18 protein-coding genes, 1 tRNA gene and 1 pseudogene are annotated in these 16968 nt (G+C 71.3%); 10 read left to right on the plus strand and 10 right to left on the minus strand.

Going from position 1 to position 16968, the window contains the following annotated elements; all coding sequences use genetic code 11:
* Nucleotides 1–479: FhaA domain-containing protein (locus ADBZ5U_RS02310; RefSeq protein ID WP_526261945.1), on the minus strand; the 479-nt coding region annotated here is incomplete at its 3' end.
* Between the two features lie 210 nt (nucleotides 480–689).
* On the opposite strand from ADBZ5U_RS02310, the gene ADBZ5U_RS02315 reads away from it, so the two are divergent.
* Nucleotides 690–772, plus strand: a tRNA-Leu gene (locus ADBZ5U_RS02315).
* A 337-nt stretch (nucleotides 773–1109) separates the two neighbouring features.
* Here ADBZ5U_RS02315 and ADBZ5U_RS02320 read toward each other — a convergent pair.
* Genes ADBZ5U_RS02320 through pdhA form a run of 3 tightly spaced genes read right to left on the minus strand, consistent with a single transcriptional unit; the run spans nucleotide 1110 to nucleotide 4409 of the window.
* Nucleotides 1110–2279, minus strand: a complete 1170-nt coding sequence (locus ADBZ5U_RS02320) for a 2-oxo acid dehydrogenase subunit E2 (RefSeq protein WP_526261947.1) — start codon at nucleotides 2277–2279, stop codon at nucleotides 1110–1112.
* A complete protein-coding gene (locus ADBZ5U_RS02325) occupies nucleotides 2276–3304 on the minus strand; it encodes an alpha-ketoacid dehydrogenase subunit beta (protein WP_526261949.1) in 1029 nt (342 codons plus the stop codon). Before ADBZ5U_RS02325 ends, ADBZ5U_RS02320 begins: the two co-directional genes overlap by 4 nt.
* Before the next feature lies 1 nt (nucleotide 3305).
* Nucleotides 3306–4409, minus strand: coding sequence for a pyruvate dehydrogenase (acetyl-transferring) E1 component subunit alpha (gene pdhA, locus ADBZ5U_RS02330; protein ID WP_526261951.1), 1104 nt, complete (start codon nucleotides 4407–4409; stop codon nucleotides 3306–3308).
* Between the two features lie 307 nt (nucleotides 4410–4716).
* Between pdhA and ADBZ5U_RS02335 the strand changes: the two genes are divergently transcribed.
* Nucleotides 4717–6135: a PE-PPE domain-containing protein gene (locus ADBZ5U_RS02335; RefSeq protein WP_526261953.1), complete on the plus strand. Its 1419-nt coding sequence runs from the start codon at nucleotides 4717–4719 to the stop codon at nucleotides 6133–6135.
* Between the two features lie 16 nt (nucleotides 6136–6151).
* On the opposite strand, the pseudogene ADBZ5U_RS02340 reads toward ADBZ5U_RS02335, so the two are convergent.
* Both ADBZ5U_RS02340 and ADBZ5U_RS02345 read right to left on the minus strand, forming a co-directional pair.
* A pseudogene (locus tag ADBZ5U_RS02340) lies at nucleotides 6152–6916 on the minus strand (ROK family protein); the annotation flags it as partial.
* Between the two features lie 5 nt (nucleotides 6917–6921).
* Nucleotides 6922–8493: a PE family protein gene (locus ADBZ5U_RS02345; protein WP_526261955.1), complete on the minus strand. Its 1572-nt coding sequence runs from the start codon at nucleotides 8491–8493 to the stop codon at nucleotides 6922–6924.
* 552 nt (nucleotides 8494–9045) lie between these two features.
* On the opposite strand from ADBZ5U_RS02345, the gene ADBZ5U_RS02350 reads away from it, so the two are divergent.
* Both ADBZ5U_RS02350 and ADBZ5U_RS02355 read left to right on the plus strand, forming a co-directional pair.
* Complete coding sequence (locus ADBZ5U_RS02350; protein ID WP_526261957.1) at nucleotides 9046–10188, plus strand: alpha/beta hydrolase; 1143 nt, start codon at nucleotides 9046–9048, stop codon at nucleotides 10186–10188.
* Between the two features lie 139 nt (nucleotides 10189–10327).
* Nucleotides 10328–11290, plus strand: coding sequence for an acyl-ACP desaturase (locus ADBZ5U_RS02355; protein WP_526261959.1), 963 nt, complete (start codon nucleotides 10328–10330; stop codon nucleotides 11288–11290).
* Between the two features lie 10 nt (nucleotides 11291–11300).
* Here ADBZ5U_RS02355 and ADBZ5U_RS02360 read toward each other — a convergent pair whose 3' ends face one another.
* The 3 genes from ADBZ5U_RS02360 to ADBZ5U_RS02370 form a co-directional block, all read right to left on the minus strand.
* Entirely contained in the window at nucleotides 11301–11591 is a 291-nt protein-coding gene (locus tag ADBZ5U_RS02360; RefSeq protein ID WP_526261961.1) for a hypothetical protein, read from the minus strand.
* A gap of 143 nt (nucleotides 11592–11734) precedes the next feature.
* Entirely contained in the window at nucleotides 11735–12031 is a 297-nt protein-coding gene (locus ADBZ5U_RS02365; RefSeq protein WP_526261963.1) for a hypothetical protein, read from the minus strand.
* A gap of 66 nt (nucleotides 12032–12097) precedes the next feature.
* On the minus strand, nucleotides 12098–12505 hold the full coding sequence (locus ADBZ5U_RS02370; protein WP_526261965.1) for a WhiB family transcriptional regulator: 408 nt from the start codon (nucleotides 12503–12505) through the stop codon (nucleotides 12098–12100).
* A 128-nt stretch (nucleotides 12506–12633) separates the two neighbouring features.
* Between ADBZ5U_RS02370 and ADBZ5U_RS02375 the strand changes: the two genes are divergently transcribed.
* From ADBZ5U_RS02375 to ADBZ5U_RS02400, 6 genes are all read left to right on the plus strand, one after another.
* Nucleotides 12634–13374, plus strand: coding sequence for a helix-turn-helix domain-containing protein (locus tag ADBZ5U_RS02375; RefSeq protein ID WP_526261967.1), 741 nt, complete (start codon nucleotides 12634–12636; stop codon nucleotides 13372–13374).
* A complete protein-coding gene (locus ADBZ5U_RS02380) occupies nucleotides 13371–14180 on the plus strand; it encodes a C40 family peptidase (protein WP_526261969.1) in 810 nt (269 codons plus the stop codon). The genes ADBZ5U_RS02375 and ADBZ5U_RS02380 overlap by 4 nt, the downstream gene beginning before the upstream one ends.
* Nucleotides 14181–14225: 45 nt before the next feature.
* A complete protein-coding gene (locus ADBZ5U_RS02385) occupies nucleotides 14226–14579 on the plus strand; it encodes a DUF4226 domain-containing protein (RefSeq protein ID WP_526261971.1) in 354 nt (117 codons plus the stop codon).
* A 73-nt stretch (nucleotides 14580–14652) separates the two neighbouring features.
* Nucleotides 14653–16173, plus strand: coding sequence for a DUF4226 domain-containing protein (locus ADBZ5U_RS02390; RefSeq protein ID WP_526261973.1), 1521 nt, complete (start codon nucleotides 14653–14655; stop codon nucleotides 16171–16173).
* A gap of 12 nt (nucleotides 16174–16185) precedes the next feature.
* Nucleotides 16186–16503 (plus strand): type VII secretion target, encoded by a 318-nt coding sequence (locus tag ADBZ5U_RS02395; protein WP_526261975.1) that lies wholly within the window; start codon nucleotides 16186–16188, stop codon nucleotides 16501–16503.
* On the plus strand, nucleotides 16500–16805 hold the full coding sequence (locus tag ADBZ5U_RS02400; protein ID WP_526261977.1) for a DUF2694 family protein: 306 nt from the start codon (nucleotides 16500–16502) through the stop codon (nucleotides 16803–16805). The genes ADBZ5U_RS02395 and ADBZ5U_RS02400 overlap by 4 nt, the downstream gene beginning before the upstream one ends.
* Before the next feature lies 1 nt (nucleotide 16806).
* On the opposite strand, the gene ADBZ5U_RS02405 is transcribed toward ADBZ5U_RS02400, so the two are convergent.
* A complete protein-coding gene (locus ADBZ5U_RS02405) occupies nucleotides 16807–16953 on the minus strand; it encodes a hypothetical protein (RefSeq protein ID WP_526261979.1) in 147 nt (48 codons plus the stop codon).
* Between the last annotated feature and the right edge of the window lie 15 nt (nucleotides 16954–16968).

The following is a 16968-nucleotide window of genomic DNA, read 5'->3' on the forward strand; positions in this document are numbered from 1 at the left end:
GGGTTGTCGGTCATCGCTGGCACTCCTGGTTCTGCGGTGTACGCGTGGTTCGATTGTCCTGGTCGGGGTGGGGGGGCCGACGCGCGGGGGTGTGCGTCGGGGTTGACGACGGCCCGGGCGCGGTACTGGCCGGTGAGTAGGGCGTTGGCCTGCTCGAACCGGACGACCACCTCGCCGTAGGTCTGCCAGCCCTGTTCGCGGAGGTATCCGGCCAGGTGGGAGGCGAATGCCTCGGCGGTGAGGTCCCGGTCGGCGCTGAACTTCGCGAAGTCCGAGGGGCTGAGGGCGATGACGTATTCGTTGGGGGCCAGGAAGCGGTCGCCCGGCAGGGTCTGCACGCCGTCGGCGGCTTCCCGCCGCAGCAGCGACTCCACCTCCTGGGGCAGGATCGAGCCGCCGAAAACCCGGGCGAACGCATCCCCCACACCCTCCTCAAGCATGCGCTCGATGCGTTGAACCAGACCCTTCTGGTTGCCCACCGGAACCTACCTCGATTCCCCCACCCCGCCGCGTTGTTACAGCCCGGAGCCAATGGTATCGGGCGTGCTGTCCTCAGCGCCCGCAGGCGAACTCTGAGAATCACATCGCCGCAGTTCAGAGGGACTTTCCCGGCGGCTCGCGTCGCGCCGGTCCGGCCCGGGGCGGTTGGGGACCGGCGCCCGACCCGTGCTAGACTGCCCCGGTCGCCCGGGCGAGTGGCGGAATGGCAGACGCGCTGGCTTCAGGTGCCAGTGTCCTTCGGGACGTGGGGGTTCAAGTCCCCCTTCGCCCACAACGAGCGGTTCTACGAACTGCGAGCACTTAGGTCACGAACTCGAAAGAGGTCGTGACCTAAGTGTTTGGTGGGGGGTGGCAGACGGAGACGCGGGCGGGACGTTTTTTGCGGCGAAGGGCCGTCGCCGGCCAGCCCTAGGGGTCGGTCCGCATGTCAACGCGCGAGATATGGCGACGCATCGTGCCCTCGCGCACGATTCCGCGCACGCGATGGCCCCTCCGTCTGCTACGGCCTGCGCCTGGCCGGGTGGTTGGCCGGCGCCCGCAGCGCTGCGGTTGCCGATGACGAGAGTCAGCATCCGGAACTCGAGGCCTAGCCTCGAGGCCCGAGGCCCCTAAAGGTCCAGCAACGCCTTCTCCGGCGCCTCGATCAGCCCGCGCAGTTCACATAGGAACGCTGCCACCTGCGCGCCATCGGCCACTCGGTGGTCGAATGCGCAGGTCAGCACCATCGTCGATCGCGCGGTCAACTCGCCGTCGACCACCACCGCCCGGGGCCGCAGCGAGCCCAACCCCAGGACGGCCGCCTCCGGGTGATTGATCACCGGGACTCCCTCGTCCAGGCCCAGCGCCCCGAAGTTCGACACCGTGAACGTCGACCCCTGCAATTCCGCCGGCGTCAGGACGCCGTCTCGCCCCGCTTCGATCAGCCGGCTGACCGCCTCGGCCAGCTGGCGGGTCGTCATGGTCTGCGCGCCGCGGACCACCGGCACCAGCAGACCGCGCGGGGCGGCCACCGCCACCCCCAGGTGCACCGCGTGGTGGGTGTGCACCTGCGGGCCGGCCGGTCCGCCCACCCAGGTCGAATTCAGGATGCGATGGTGCGTCAGCGCCAACACCAGCAGCCGCAGCGTCAGCGTGAACGGGCTCAAACCCAGGGTGTCCCGCAAGGCCAGCAGCCGGGTGCCGTCGACCTCGACGCCGGCGTGCGCATCGGGGATCTCGCTGCGCGACAGCGCCATCCGCTGGGCCATCGCCGCGTGCACGCCACGCACCGGCAGCACGTCGTGGGAAACCCCCGGGCGCTGTTCGTTGTGCACCCCGGCTGCGGCCAGCACCGCCTCCCGGGACACCAGTCCGTCCGGCCCGGGCCGCAGATCCGCCAAGTCGACGAGCAGCTCGGCGGCCAACTTGCGCACAGACGGTTTGGCCTTCGGACGCGGCACGCCCCGGCGGCTGGCGTCGAAGCCGGCGTCAGTGCCGTACCCGACTAGAACGGGGTTGCGGACGGCGCCGACGCTCCCGGCTCTCGGCTCCGATGCGGCGTCGGTCTGCACCCGCACCAGCAGCGTGCCCACCGGCAGGGCGTCACCCACCGCTCCCCCGAGTTCGACCACCCGCCCGGAGTACGGGCTGGGAATCTCCACTTCGGCCTTGGCGGTCTCCAGCGTGCACAGTGTCTGGTTCAGCTCGACGACGTCCCCGACGGCCACATTCCAACTCGACACCGTGGCGTCGGCCAAGCCCTCGCCCAGGTCGGGCACCAGGAAGTCGCTGACGCTCATGGCAGCTCCAATGACCGCTCGACACAGTCCAGCAGCCGGTCGACCCCGGGCAGCCACAGCTTCTCCAGTCGCGCCGGCGGATAGGGCGTGTCGAAGCCGGTGGCGCGCAGCACCGGCGCTTCCAGTTCGTAGAACATCTCCTCGGAAACACGGGCCGCCAGCTCGGCGCCGAAGCCGAGGGTGCGCGGACCCTCGTGCATCACCACACACCGGCCGGTCTTGCGCACCGACGCCGCGACGGTGTCGAAGTCCAACGGGTTCAGCGAGCGCAGGTCGACGACTTCCAGGTCCCAACCGTGCCGGGCAGCTGCCAGCTCGGCGGCGCTCTCGGCAGTGGCCACCAGACCCCCGTACGTCACGACGGTGACGTCGCTGCCGCTGCGCCGGATCGCCGCTTCGCCGATCGGCGGACCGGGCGTGGTGGTGTCGACCTCCCCGCGAGTCCAATACCTCCGCTTGGGCTCCAGGTAGATCACCGGGTCGGGACTGGCGATCGCCTCGCGCAGCAGCCAGTAGGCATCCGACGGAGTCGACGGCACAACCACTTTCAGGCCCGCGGTGTGCGCCCAGTAGGTCTCGGTGGATTCCGAGTGGTGCTCGACGGCCCCGATCCCGCCGAACGACGGGATGCGGACCGTCACCGCCATGTCGATGTCGCCGTGCGTGCGCATCCGGTATTTCGCCAAGTGACTGACGATCTGGTCGAACGCCGGATAGCTGAAACCGTCGAACTGGATCTCTGGCACCGGAACCAGGCCGCGGACCGCCATTCCGATGGCGATCCCGATGATCGCCGATTCCGCCAGCGGGGTATCGAAGCACCTTGCGCCACCGAAGGTTTCGGCCAGTCCGTCGGTCACCCGGAACACCCCGCCCAGCCGGGCGACGTCCTCGCCGAACACCAGGACCCGCTCGTCGCCGGCCATCGCGTCATGGAGGGCGCGGTTGATCGAGGCCACCATGGTGAGGGTCACCGCGGTCTGATCGGCGTCCGGCAGCGGCGGTCGCTCGAAGATCTGGGTCACCTCATGCCTCCTTGGCCAGCTCGGCGCTCAGCTGATCGCGCTGGGCGGCCAGCTCGGGGGTGATGTCGGCGTAGACGGAGTCGAACATCTCCCGCACATCCGGATCGGCCGCGTGGATCATCGCCTCGCGCAGTTCGGTGCGGAGCCGGGCGGCGTGCGCGGTCACCCGTTGCTCAAGCCGCTCGGTCCAGACCCCGACGGCCTGTAGATACGCGCGGTATCGAACGATCGGATCCCTTGCCCGCCACAGCTCCGACTCCGCCTCGGTGCGGTACCGGGTCGGGTCGTCGGAGGTGGTGTGCGGCCCCATCCGATAGGTGACCGCCTCGATCAGCGTCGGCCCCCGGCCGGCGCGGGCCCGGGCGGCGGCGGCGGCCGTCACCGCGTAGCAGGCCAGCACGTCGTTTCCGTCGACCCGGATACCGGGCATCCCGTAGGCGGGCGCGCGGTGGGCGATCGACGGCGCCGCGTGCTGGCGGTGCACCGGCACCGAGATCGCCCACTGGTTGTTCTGCACATAGAACACACAGGGCGCGGCGAACACCGCGGCCATGTTGAGGGCTTCGTGGACGTCACCGGTGCTGGTGGCGCCGTCGCCGATGAACGCGACCGCCACCGAGTCCTCGCCGAGCCGCTGGGCCGCCATCGCCGCGCCCACCGCGTGCAGGGGCTGGGTTCCGATCGGGATGGAGATCGGGGCAACGCACTTGGCGGAGAATCCCAGCCCGCCATGCCAATTCCCGCGCCAGACCGCGCCCATCTGTGCTCCGGTGATGCCGCGCAGCAGGAACGCCCCGATTTCGCGGTACTGCGGGAAGAGCCAGTCGGTTTTGCGCAGGCAGGCCACCGCGCCGATCTGAGCCGCCTCCTGGCCGCGGCAGGACGCGTAGAGCGCCAGTTCGCCCTGGCGCTGCAGATTGTTGAACTCTGTGTCGAGTTCGCGGGTGACGACCATCATCTCGTAGAGCCAGCCCAGGGTTTCCGGCGGCAGGTCGCGATGGAAACGGTCTTCGGTGGTGGGCGTCCCATCCGGATCGACAAGCTGCACGGGATCCAACGCGACGCTCCAGCCGTCGCCGCTCAACGGGTCGACAAGTACAGCCACGGCGCCTCCTAAGGTCGCTGTCCGGCATGTTTCGCCAACAGACCTCTAGTCACCTTCGGTGCCGGGCGACCCCGGGCGATCCCGCTTGTGGCGGGTGTCCCGCTCGGTTCGCCTCGGCACTGACGTAGCTCCCAGTATGCGCCCGAACCGGGGGAACTCCGCCGAGCGTCGTCAACCGGCTGCCGAACCGTGTCGCGCCCGAGACGACCCGCCGCCGTCCCGCCGGAACCGCCGGTGAACCGACGGTGGCGTCGGCGGCCCGTTATGCTCTGAAAAGAGCCTTGACCTCGCCGCGAAGGGGGTGGGCGTGCGGACTGCGACCCGATCGGTTCTGGTTCCCCTGCTGGCCGTCCTGGCCGTCGCCACCGTCGTGGTGACCGCCGGCGTCCAGGCGGTCAAGTCCGCCATCACCCTGACCGCGACCGCGCTGTACATGGGCGGCACCCAACACTCCCTGAGCGTTCCGGATGACACCCCGGCCTACATCGACGCCTACATCGACTGGGCATACAGCAACTACGTCGGCCCGACCGGTCTGTGCGCCGGCGGCTCCCCGGGCTGTGCCCCGGTCGCGGTCTACACCCCGGAGCAGTTCTGGCCGGTGACCGGACTGAAGTCGATGCGGTTCGACGAGTCGGTGGTCGTCGGCGTCGACAACCTCGGCGCCTGCCTGCGCGGTGCTGACTGCACCGTGACCGAGCCGCCGTACACCTCCACCGGCACGCGCCGACTCAGCGACACCTCCTTCACCGTGTTCGGCTACTCCCAGAGCGGCACCGTCGCCTCGGCGATCAAGAGCGACCTCATCGCCCACCCACCCGACGGGACGGTCGACTTCGTCTTCGAGTCCAATCCCAACCGGCCCAACGGCGGCATCCTGGAACGGTTCGTCGGAGTGCAGATACCCGTCCTCGACGTGACCTTCTCCGGCGCCACCGTCACCAACTCCCCGCAGCCCACGCCGCTGACCACGGTCGACATCGTCCACCAGTACGACCCGGTGGGGGACTTCCCACTCAATCCGCTCAACCTTCTCGCGGTGGCCAACGTCCTCCTCGGCTTCGTCTCCGAGCATCCCGAGGGTGGCACCGGCACGGCCGAATTGCAGGGCCAGTACCAGGACTCCACCTACTACCTGGTGCCGACCGAGACGCTGCCGTTGGTCGGGCCGCTGACCGTCGTGCCGTGGCTGGGGCCCCTGGTGGCCACCGTCATCGACCCGCCACTGCGGGTTCTGGTCGAGACCGGCTACGACCGCACCATCAACCCCGGTGCCCCCACACCCGCGAAATACCTCTACATCGCCAACCCGTTGAACGCCGCGGTCAACACCCTCAAGGCGATTCCGACCGGCTGGGACAACGGAATCGCCTACATCACCGGCGATCCCGACAACCGGCCGTTCCACACCGCCACCCCGGGGCCCTACGGGGTGGGCGGCCCGCCGGTCTACGCCGGGGCCGTCGACCCCTACGGCCCGCCGACGCCACTGGCGCCGGCGGTTCCTGCCGTCTCTTCGGCCCCGCCGGCCCCGTCGCTCCCGCCCGCCCCGCCCGGGGTTGACTCCGATCCCCTGGTTCGCGCAGCGGCCGGGCGGTCGGCCCGGGCCCTTCCGGCCGCGGCGAAAGAGACTCTTGGCCAACCTGATTCAGCGGAGGCCGCGCGGGACGGGGCGCCCCGTGCCAGAGCGCACCGGGATGCCCGACGGACCCGGAGCGCGGCCTGATCCTGCCCGCCCCGGGTCAGGCTGGTGGCTGCCGGGTGTTACCCGCACGCCGCAGCGAGTTCAGCGGGTCGGCGTAGAAGGAACTCAACGACAACACGCCCGCCCCGGCCTCCTGCACTCTGTTGCCGAATTTAGCCACGCGAATGTCCCTGGCGGGCAACAGGGATCCCTCGGCCGCTGCCGTCCGAACCCACCGCAGCCCTTCCGGGTACTCGGTGAAGGCTTGCCCTCCCACGACGATCTCGTCGGGATTCAAGACGTCGCGGAGCAAAGCAACGGCCCGGCCCAGCACGCGGGCCCGTTCGGCGAGTAATTCCCGGGCTTCCTCGCCGGCCTGGTTGTCGGTCTTACCGGCTATCCGCATCAGGCTGGACACCGTCGAGTTGGGCCCCGTCGCCGGCAGGATGCCGCGCTTACGGGCTGCTGCCACCACAGCTGCGTCGCTGACAGTCGACTCCAAACTCCCTGTGCCGCCGAGAAGCCCGGACTGCGCCGGCAGCCCGGCGATGGTGCCTGGGCCGCTTGTCGGGGTGTGCACCCTGCCGTCGATCACCTGCGCGAAGCCGACCGTCTCGCGGGCGTAAACGTAGAGGCTGTTGCCCCGGGCCACGTGGGGGTCGGGGCCACCGCGGGGCGTCGCGGCGATCAGCAACTCGGCCCCGGCCATGGCGTCCACGTGCGATGCCACCGAGATCGGCAGTGCCAGCGCCTTCCCGAGCACGGGTCCCACCGGGGCCTGGGCCCATCCCAGACGGGGGTGATCGACGAGACCTGCAGCGCTGTATGTCAGCCGATCGCCCCGTCCGCCCCCGTCGTTCCGTCGCGATCAATGAAGAACAGCCAACGCCCCAGCCCCCCAGCCCCGCCTGTTCCGCCGGGCGTGCCGACACCGCCGTTCCCGCCGTCGCCACCGGAACCCAGGACATAGCCGCCGTCGCCGCCGCCACCGCCTGCGCCGCCGGCGCCGGACAGCAGCGCGTTGCCGCCGAGTCCGCCGTTGCCCCCGGCGCCGAAGACCAGCGAAGCCTTGCCGCCGCCGCCGCCCGCACCGGCCCCGGTGGCGCCGTATCCACCTCGGCCGCCGTCGCCGCCGGAGGAGAACACCGCCAACATCCCCGCGTCGCCGCCGTCGCCGCCCGCGCCGCCACTGCCGGATACCTTCCCGCCGTCGCCGCCGAGGCCGCCGTCGCCGCCCCTGCCGTTCAGGAAGATCAGCACGCCGACGTCCCAGACGGTGAACAAGCCACCCGATCCGCCGTTGCCGCCGTCGCCACCGTCACCGATCAGGCCCTTGACGTCGCCGCCGAAGCCGCCCGTCCCGCCTGCCCCGGTGAGCAGTGCTCCCCGACCGCCGTCTGCGCCGTTGCCACCGCCGACGTCACCGGAGCCGCCCCAGCCGCCGGATCCGCCGTCGCCGATGAACGCCAGCCAGCTGGTGTCGCCGCCCACGCCGCCTCGGCCGCCGACTCCGCCGGCACCGAGCGCGCTGCCACCGTTGCCGCCCCTCCCCGCGAAGCCGATGCCGGAGAAGGCGCCGGTATCGCCACCGCGACCACCCTGTCCGCCGACGCCATTGATGCCAGTGGCGTTCCCGCCGCGTCCGGCCGGGCCGCCGAAGGCGAAGGGCATGAGCGCCGCGCCGTCGCCACCATCGCCGCCGATGCCCCCGGTTCCGCCGACGCCGGTTGCCGTTCCCCCGGTGCCGCCGTAGCCGGGGCCGACGACGATGTTCAGGATGTCGACGTCCTCAACGAAGAGGTTGAGCAGACCCTGGTCGCCGCCGCGCCCACCGGCACCGCCTACTCCCCCGTCGGCGCTGGCCGAACCGCCCGTACCGCCGTCGCCGGGGTAGCCGGCTAGCAGCGGTCCGGTTCCGCCGGCGCCGCCGGCGCCACCGGCCGTCGTACCAGCACCACCGTCGCCGCCCCGCCCGGCGCTGCCCTTCAACGACAGGAAGCCGCCGCGGCCGCCGTCGCCGCCCGCGCCGCCGACGCCGGTCTGTGCCGCACCGGCTCCGCCGTCCCCGGCGCTGCCCCAGAAGAGACCGCCGTTGCCGCCGCGGCCGCCGGCGCCGTTGTTGATGCCCTCGGCGCCCTTGCCGCCGCTGCCGCCGTTGCCGAAGAGCCCCGCCGATGCGCCGTTGCCGCCGGCGAAACCGCCGCCGCCCGAACCGGATACGAGTCCGGCACGCCCGCCGTCGCACGGGCCGCTGGTGCAGGCGCCTTCGTAGCCGGTGTAGGTGAAGCCGTCACCGAACAGCAGTCCGGCGTCGGGGTTGTCGGCGGTGCCGTTGCCGCTGAAGATGCGGACGGCGCCGGCGAAGGGGTCGGCGGATGCGGCGGCGCGGGGTGTCCTCACCGACGGCTCCGGCGTGGGGGGCACGGATTCGGTAGTGGCCGCAGCCGGCTTCGGAACGCCGCCGCCACGCGCCGGGCGGTCCGAAGCCCGGGCCGACCGGTGTCCGGGCGACCCGGACTCACCGGGGTTCGGCGCGGCGTCCGCCGAGTTGTCTCCAGCCCGGGACTTGTCGGCGTACGCGGGGGGCGACGCGGCCATCGTCGCCCCCACACCAAGGGCGACCGCGAGCGCGCCCACCCGTCCCACATGACGCCCGAAGGCTCCGCCGGCAGACGACCCAGCAATCCTCATCGTGACAACATAGCGGCTCAGGGCGATTCGGAAGCCCGGGGGACGTTTGCCGAGATGTCCTGCCCCGGGGAACCGGGCCCGGAATTCCTTTTCCGAGCCCGCCACGCCGCAGGCCAGCTCGACGTAGTATCAGCAAAGTCCGATGGCGGCACGCGGCGCCCATCACGGAAAGGGGGCTGACGTGTTCGAGCACGAGCGCACGGCCGCCGCCGAGCCGGGGTGCGTCGGGGCCGGCACAGCCCGGCCGCCCGCCTGACGGAGATGGGCGGGTTTCTTGATCGGCGCCGCTTCCTGGTCTTCGGCGCGGGAGCGGCCCTGGCCGGATCCGGCGCCGGCGCCTGTTCGTCCCCCCGCGGCCGGGAGTCCGGGGCCGCGCCCGACGGACCGCCCCGCCGGAAGTCCTACACCTTTCCCAGCCAGGCCGAGCCGCTCGCCAAAGGTCTTCAGGAGGCCGGCATCGCGATCGTCTACGGCCCCAACTCGGTCCCGGCGCCGCCCGGCATCAGCGACGCGGCTCGTCAGGCGTGGGCCAACCAGCCCCAGTTGCCGCTGCCCGCGGACGACCCGGCGAAACTCGCGGCGGTCCGTGCCTTCAGCGCCGCGACCGAAGACGCCGAATACGCCAAAAGGTCTGCGACACATGGGTTGGAGGACCGCACCCTCAACGGCATCCCGACCCTGTGGGTGACGCCCCGCGACCTTCGTCATCCCGAGACGGTCATGATGTTCATCCACGGTGGCGCCTGGATCGTCAATTCCCGAAGGACCCAACTCGCCCTGCAGTGCGCGGTCGCAGACTCTCTCGGCGTGCCGGTGGTGTCGGTCGAGTACCGGCTTGCCCCGGAGCACCCCTACCCGGCGGCGCTGGACGACGTGCTGGCCGCCTATTCCGGTCTGGTCGAGGACTTCCGGCCGGGCAACATCGGCGTCTTCGGCACGTCGGCCGGCGGCGGTCTGGCGCTGGCGGCGCTACTGGGGCTCAAGGCGCGCGGCCTGCCGTCGCCGGCGGCCGCCGCGCCGCTGTCCCCGGGTGCGGACATGACCCACAGCGGCTATCTGTTCGGTTCGGTCGGGCTCGACGACCCCATCCTGACCCCGTACGACGTCGACCTGGCGATGCGCGCCTATGTCGGCGGCGCGGATCCCCGAAACCCCTTGGTCTCGCCCGTTTTCGGCGACTACACCGGCGCTCCGCCGCTGTTCCTGCTCGCGACGACCGCGGAGATCATCGGCTCCGACGCGATCCGGGTGGCGGAGCGGGCGCGTGCGCAGGGGGCCGAGGCGACGCTTGTGGTCAGCGACGGGATGTGGCATGTGCCGATCGCCGACGGGACGGGGATTCCGGAACTTCAGGGGGCCTACGACCAGATGATCGGCTTCTTCCGGCGGCATCTGCGGGTCTAGGCCCCGCGGCCGAAGTCCCCAAGCCGGTTTCCCTGTTCGGCGTCGCTTCGAATACCCTGGAGGGGCAACTACCCGCCGCCCGGGAGACCTCAGCCCAGAAGTCTCCGGAGAACACGGTGCGGTGAGGATGAGGTGCGGGATGTCCCGGATGTTGACCGACCTGGAATTACTCTCCGAACTCGAGCAGGTGGCCGCAGACGAGGTGAACAGGCATCTCGCCGTCGCCCCGGAGTGGCACCCCCACGACTATGTGCCCTGGGATCGGGGCCGGAACTTCTCGGCGATGGGCGGGGAGGACTGGGCCGAGGATCAGTCACAGCTCAGCGAGGTCGCCAAGGCGGCGATGATCACCAACCTGCTGACCGAGGACAATCTGCCCTCGTACCACCGGCAGGCCGCCGAGCATTTCTCCCTGGACGGCGCATGGGGGACGTGGGTGGGCCGCTGGACGGCCGAAGAAGCCCGGCACAGCATCGCCATCCGCGACTACCTCGTCGTCACCCGCGGTGTCGATCCGGTGGCACTGGAACGCGCCCGGATGGAACACATGACGCACGGCTTCGGCCCGACGGCCGCGGAGGAGGAACGTCACAAGACCGACTTCCTGCTCTCGGTCGCCTACGTCTCATTCCAGGAGCTGGCGACCCGGGTCAGCCACCGCAACACCGGAAAGATATGCGACGACCCGATCGCCGATCGGCTGCTCCAACGCATCGCCGCCGACGAGAACCTGCACATGATCTTCTACCGCAACATGTGCGGGGCGGCTCTCGAACTCGCCCCGGACCAGGCGCTGGAGGCCGTGGCCGATGTGGTCGAGAACTTCCGGATGCCCGGCCAGGGGATGCCGAACTTCCGCCGCAACGGCGTGCTGATGGCCAAGCACGGCATCTACGATCCGCGCCAGCACCTCGAGGAGGTCGTCGGCCCGACGTTGCGCAAGTGGCGGATCTTCGAGCGCACCGACTTCAGCGCCGCCGGCGAGCAACGGCGTGAGCAACTCGCCGGCTATCTGACCGAATTGGAAGGCCAGGTGGTGAAGTTCGAGGAGCAGCGCGACCGTCTTCTGGCCAGGGACGCCAAGAGGGCGAAGGCGTCCTGACCCCGGGCCGCTACTGGCAGGTGTTGGATTCCACCCAGCGCCCGTCCCAGCTCAGGCAGGTCGAGGCGTTGGGAGTCATATTGCCCGGGCCGCGGTCCACGGGCCCCGGGGTCAGGATCGCCCCGACGATGTCGGTCAGGTCGGCGCAGTAGCTGACGCTGAGGTTGTTGCCCACCTCGTTGGTGCAGGTGTCGGCGCCGGCCCGACCACTCGGAACGATCGTCGCGACCGCGGCCCCGACACCGCTGAGAGCCGCCGCCGTGGCGCCGATGCACACCGCTTTGCGTACTGAACAGGCCATTCGGGGTTCTCCTTAACTGCCGTTCTCCGGCGCCGGACAAACAACGGTTGCACAGTATAGGCCGGGTGAGTGACGCAGGCGACGCCGACCGAATCCGTCCGCGGCGAGTTCAGCCGTCGGGAGATCCCGCACCCGGTGCGCAGCTAAACGTGATCGGCCCGGGCGTCCGAGGACGGCCCGTCCGGATCGGTGGAGATGTCGGGCGTGAATTCATCGGCCGACAACACCGGCGGCTCCGGTTCCGGCGCAGGCTCGACGGCGACGGCGACGGCGGCCGGTCCCGGCCCGGGCGCGGGCCCGGGGCGCCCGTCCCTCACGAGTTGGACGATTCCGGCCGCGGCCAGGGCGATCACCACCAAGGCCAGCGGGGTGCTTCCGCTCAGAGCGGCGAGGACGAGGGCGAACAACCCGAGGACCGCCAGCACCACGACTCCACGCACCCGTCCAGTCTGCCTGCGCGCCGGCCCCGCTGCGGCGCACCCGCCGCTCCGCGTGTCCGGGCCGCCTCAGGCGGCCGGGCGCTGCCCGGTCCGTACGTGCACGACTTTCGGCGCCGGTACGTCGGGCGCTTCGGCGCGGGAGAGCAACTCGGCGCTCTCCGGCAGTTCCCGCGGGTTGAGGGTGCCGTCGGCGATCCGACGCAGCACGGCATGCGCGTGCGCCAGCTGGTGGCGCTTGCGGTACTGACCCCCGGGCAGTTTGACACCCGCCCACACGCCGTACTCCTCGCCGCCCTCGACCGCCAGCCGGGCGCACTGCCGCTGCTGGGCCAGGGGGCACCGGCGCAGGCAGATGGCCCGGGCCTTCGAGGCCGACTGCTCGTAGGCGCGGGCCTTGGCGGCCCCGTCGCCGGCGTCGTCGTCGGCGTAGCCGAACCACATGTCGGGTTCGGCGGAGCACGGGCGAATGTCCATCACAACCTCCTCAGAGCGATTCGATGACAGAAACATATACGTTGGAGCGGGCCGCCGCAATGAAACGTAAACAGAACCGTATATGAAAGATCGCCTGTGTACGATTCGCCCATGCTGGGAGCCCGACGGTGAGCCGCGAGGCGGCAGGTGCGGCCATCCGGGCTCTGCGGGAATCGCGGGACCTGTCGCTGGCCGATCTGGCGGCGGCCACCGGCGTCAGCATCATGGGACTGAGCTACCTGGAGCGCGGAGCCCGTAAACCGCACAAAGGCACAGTTCAGAAGGTTGAAAATGGTCTCGGCCTGCCGCCGGGAACTTACGCGCGACTCTTGGTCGCCGACGATCCGGACGCCGAACTGGCCCAGCTCCTGGCCTCGCAGGCGACTTCGCCGACCGTCGTCCGCTCCCCCGGAACGGTGGTCGTAAACCGTCACTCCGACGCAGACGTGCTGGAGGCGCACGCCGAAGCGCACCTGGAATCGCTCAACTCGTTGATAGCGAGGCTGCCGGCGGAGACGGCAAACGGATATGAGACGTATATTCTGTCCGTGATCGCTCAGTGCGTGAAGGCCGAGATGCTGGCCGCGAATTCATGGCGGGTGGCGGTCAATGCCGGCGCCGGATCCACCGCCCGGCTGATGGCTCACCTGAAGACCCTGGAGGGCATCCGCTCCACCCTGCTGGCCCGGATGCCGGCCAGCATCAGCGCCCGGTTCGACCAGGCGTGCCGGCGAAGCGGGCTGCCGGACGCCGTCGTCGCTGCCCTGCTGGGAGTCACCACCGAGGAGATGTGGGACATCCGCAACAAGGGCCTGATCCCGCCCGGCGCTCTGCCGCGGGTGCGGGCCTTCGTCGAGGCGGAGGCATGACCGCCGCGGATCCCGGCGGTGAGATTGCCCTGCTGGCCCGCGCCCATGCGTTGTTCGAGGGGGACGGCGGCCGTGGTGCACTGTCGGGCGGCCACTCCCCCGGCCGCGTTCCGGCCGGTCTCTCCGGGGTGACGGCGGACGCCTACCGCGAGGCAGCGGATACCCGGCACGCCGAGCGGGCCGCCGCCGGGGCCGCCGACGACGAATTCAGCCGGATCCTCGCCCAGGCCCGGCGCGACCACGGCGACGCCAACCGCGCCACCGCCACGGTGCTGGCGGCGGCGCGGGCCGATTCCGGTCCGCCGCCGGGGAACCCGATTGCCGCCCGAGAACTGCTGCGGCGCAGAATCGCCCGGTTGCGGGCCCAGCGGGCGCACGTCGCGATGGCGCGCCGGCGGGCGCATCGACGCCGGACCGATCTGCGCAACCTGCGCTACCGGATGACGCTCCCCCGCGGTGGCGGCCGCGACGCCCGGGCCCGGGCAGCGGTCCGGGCGGCGCTGAGCCGCATCGGCCGGCCGTACGTGTGGGGCGCCACCGGCCCGGACCGCTTCGACTGCTCCGGACTGGTCCAGTGGGCCTACGCCCAGGCCGGAGTCCCGCTGCGACGGACCACCTATCAGCAGATCCACGAGGGTGTGCCGATAGCCCCCGCCCAGGTCCGGCCCGGCGATCTGGTGTTCCCGCACCCCGGTCACGTCCAGATGGCGATCGGCGACGACCTCGTCGTCGAAGCGCCGCAACCGGGCGCGACGGTGCAGATCAGCCGGATGGGCCCGAGTGTCGCGATACGGCGGCCGGTTTAGCCTGGGTGAGTTGTTCACCGCCCGCGCCGTGGGTACCGTCGGGCCATGGCGCAGGGAGGGGATTCCGGCGACGCCCTGGCGGCGGCCCGCCGGCTACTCGCCGCCCGGGATGCCGACCTCGCTGACGCGGATCGCCTGCTGGCCGAGACAGTCGCCGGGGCGCACCGTATCGCCCTTGAGTCGATCGGGCGCATCGAGGCCATCGGCTCCGAGGTCGAGGCCGCCGCGACAGACCAAACCTCCGACAGCGCCGCCGGAGCACGTGAAGTGGCCCGCCGGTTGGTTGAGAAGAATCGCGAAATCGCCAGCGTGGTGAGCGCAGCGAAGGACGCCGCGCACGCCAAAACCGTTGCGCTGAAAGAACTTGGGGAGCGTTACCGCAACCGGCCTTCCGGCTGAGTCTCCTCATGCACAGCGGTGAATTGTCGCCCCCCGCGGCCCTGCCTAGAGTGACCGGCATGAGAGGCCCGCGGTGGCGAGTCACCGAGATCTGCTCGACGCGATAGCCCGCGTGCGTGCGGCCACCGGAAACCGCGATTCCTGGCAGAACGGCCTTTCCGGCGAGGACATCGCGGTGGCCTGCAGTGCGTGGAGTTCGCCGCCGGCACTGGGCGCCGTGCTGGCCAAGATCGTCGCCGCCCACCCGGACGCGTTTCTGGTCGAGCCCGGGCCCATGCCACCCGCACCGCGAGTCAATGAGGGGCTGGCGGCCGACGCCATCCGGGGTGCCGAAGCCGCTCTGGCACAACAGAACTCGACTGCCGCCCAAGTGGACCTGCAGGTCGTCACCGCCGTCCTCAACGCGCACGCCGCCAACGCCGACGGGGCGGCCGAGTTGGAGAAGCTGCAGCATGAACTGGAATCCGCCGTGCTGTCCCGAACAGACCTCGACACGCCCGCGGGGGCGCGGGAGTTCCAGCGTTTCCTGATCGGCAAGCTGCGCGACATCCGGACCGTCGTCGACACGGCGGGTCTGGACGCCACCTCCAAGGCGTCCCTGGCGGCGGCGCTGGCCGCACTGTATGCCTCCGTCACTCCGCCGCACACCGAGCCGCCGCACACCGAGCCGTCGGTTCCGGAATCCCCACCACGACGGGATTCGCCGCCGACTCCCCCGGGCGGCGGGGCGCCGCGTGCGACGGCGTCGGGGGGTCCGGCGGCGGCCGAGCCCTTCGGCCGCCGACCTGACGCCGCCACCGAATCCCGGGGTCTCGGGGATCTGCCGCCGATCGGGGACTTCGGCCCGGCCGGTCCGGCGCCCGCTCCGCCGCCAATTGTCGCTCCCGCTCCGCCGCCAATTGTCGCTCCCGCTCCGCCGCCCGCGCCCGCGGCTTTCCCGGCACCGGAAATGGCGGCGCCCGCGATGGCCCCGCCGGCCCCCGCGTGGGGTGGGGGCCTGCCCGCCGGGATGCCGTTCGGCGCCGGCGGGCTGTCTGCGCCGCCGCCTCCGGATCCGGGCCGCCCGGACACGCTGCCCGACCGCGCATTCGGCGGCAGGTCGGATCGGGTCGACGAGCCGCGCGATGAGCGCGACCCGCACCCGCCGGACGGGCAGCCCGACGAGGCGCGCGACGAGGCCCTTCCCGAGGGTCCCGCGACGGTCCATCTGCCCGACGGGGGCACCGTCACCGCACCCAGCCCGGAAGTGGCCGCAGCGATGACCGCCGCGATCGCCGGCACCCCCATCCCCGAAGCGTTCCGCCAACAGGGCATCACCCTGCCGGCGCCGGGCAGCGCCGTCACGGCGCCGGTTGAGGTCACCCGGCTGATACCCGGGGACATCGGGATACTGCCCGACCGCCTCGCACTCGCCCTGGGTGACGGCGACGCCCTGATCGACGGGCAGATCAGGGCTATCGCCGCCGTGACCGGCCCCGGGTTCCTAGGCTGGCAACATCCGCCGGCCCCGGAACCCCCCGAGCAAGCCCCGGAACAGCCCCCGGCGCCGGAGGTACCGGCGCCCACCCGGCCGGTGGAGACGGCCCCGTCCTGACAGGAGTGAGTAATGGCAGAGCACCTCAACGTGGTGCCCGAGGACCTTCGCCGGGCCGCCCGCGAGCATCGGCAGACGGCCGAAACCCTCGGCGCCGTCCCGGCCGGCCACGCCGACGTCATGGCCAGCCTGGATTCCCTCGGCCCGATCTTCGCCGAATTCCGTTCCGCCGGAGCAGAATTGCTCGATCAGCGCCGGTCCTGTTACCAGCAGCAGGCGGCCGCCCACGCGGAGATGGCCGACCGGCTCAACCAGGCCGCCGCGGCCTGGGAGACCCAGGACGCCGAGGCTGCGCAGCGCCTGCGGAACGTCGCCGAGGGCGGCACGTGAGCGACCCCGATCCCGACTTCGATGCCGCGCACCCGAGCGGCCATGTGCTGTTCCGGTCCTGCCGCGGCGGCTACCTCCACAGCGTCGCGCTGTCCGAAGCCGTCAGCGATGCCGATGCGCGGTCCCTGGCCCAGGCCGTGCTGCGTACGGCAGAGGTCTCACACCTGCGGGCGGTCATGGAGATCCGGCAGGAGATCATCGACGCCGGCTTCAGCCCGTCGGCCGAACTGCCGACCCCGGCCGACCTCAGCCGGGCCGAAGCCCACCTGAGCGACCATCGGCTCGCCGAAACCGGGGACTGACCTACCCGAGCCCGCCGGCGTCGCCACGAGGGGTCGCGGGCCGGATATCTTCTGGCGGCGCAACGGGATTGGACCCGAAAAGCTCGCGGGCCCGGCGCAGCAGCGCGCGCACCTCATCGAGTTGTTGCTGCAGCATCGAGTCAGCCATACGGCAACGCTAACC

The sequence above is a fragment of the Mycobacterium sp. genome, assembly GCF_040398885.1.
Lineage (GTDB): Bacteria > Actinomycetota > Actinomycetes > Mycobacteriales > Mycobacteriaceae > Mycobacterium.

Excerpts from the sequence above, each read along its gene's own strand:
- ADBZ5U_RS02395 (WP_526261975.1), top strand. The coding sequence starts at position 16,186 with ATGGCAGAGCACCTCAACGTGGTGCCCGAGGACCTTCGCCGGGCCGCC.
- ADBZ5U_RS02370 (WP_526261965.1), bottom strand. The coding sequence starts at position 12,505 with ATGGACATTCGCCCGTGCTCCGCCGAACCCGACATGTGGTTCGGCTAC.
- ADBZ5U_RS02320 (WP_526261947.1), bottom strand. The coding sequence starts at position 2,279 with ATGAGCGTCAGCGACTTCCTGGTGCCCGACCTGGGCGAGGGCTTGGCC.
- ADBZ5U_RS02350 (WP_526261957.1), top strand. The coding sequence starts at position 9,046 with ATGGGCGGGTTTCTTGATCGGCGCCGCTTCCTGGTCTTCGGCGCGGGA.
- ADBZ5U_RS02355 (WP_526261959.1), top strand. The coding sequence starts at position 10,328 with ATGTCCCGGATGTTGACCGACCTGGAATTACTCTCCGAACTCGAGCAG.
- ADBZ5U_RS02385 (WP_526261971.1), top strand. The coding sequence starts at position 14,226 with ATGGCGCAGGGAGGGGATTCCGGCGACGCCCTGGCGGCGGCCCGCCGG.
- ADBZ5U_RS02360 (WP_526261961.1), bottom strand. The coding sequence starts at position 11,591 with ATGGCCTGTTCAGTACGCAAAGCGGTGTGCATCGGCGCCACGGCGGCG.
- ADBZ5U_RS02405 (WP_526261979.1), bottom strand. The coding sequence starts at position 16,953 with ATGGCTGACTCGATGCTGCAGCAACAACTCGATGAGGTGCGCGCGCTG.
- ADBZ5U_RS02380 (WP_526261969.1), top strand. The coding sequence starts at position 13,371 with ATGACCGCCGCGGATCCCGGCGGTGAGATTGCCCTGCTGGCCCGCGCC.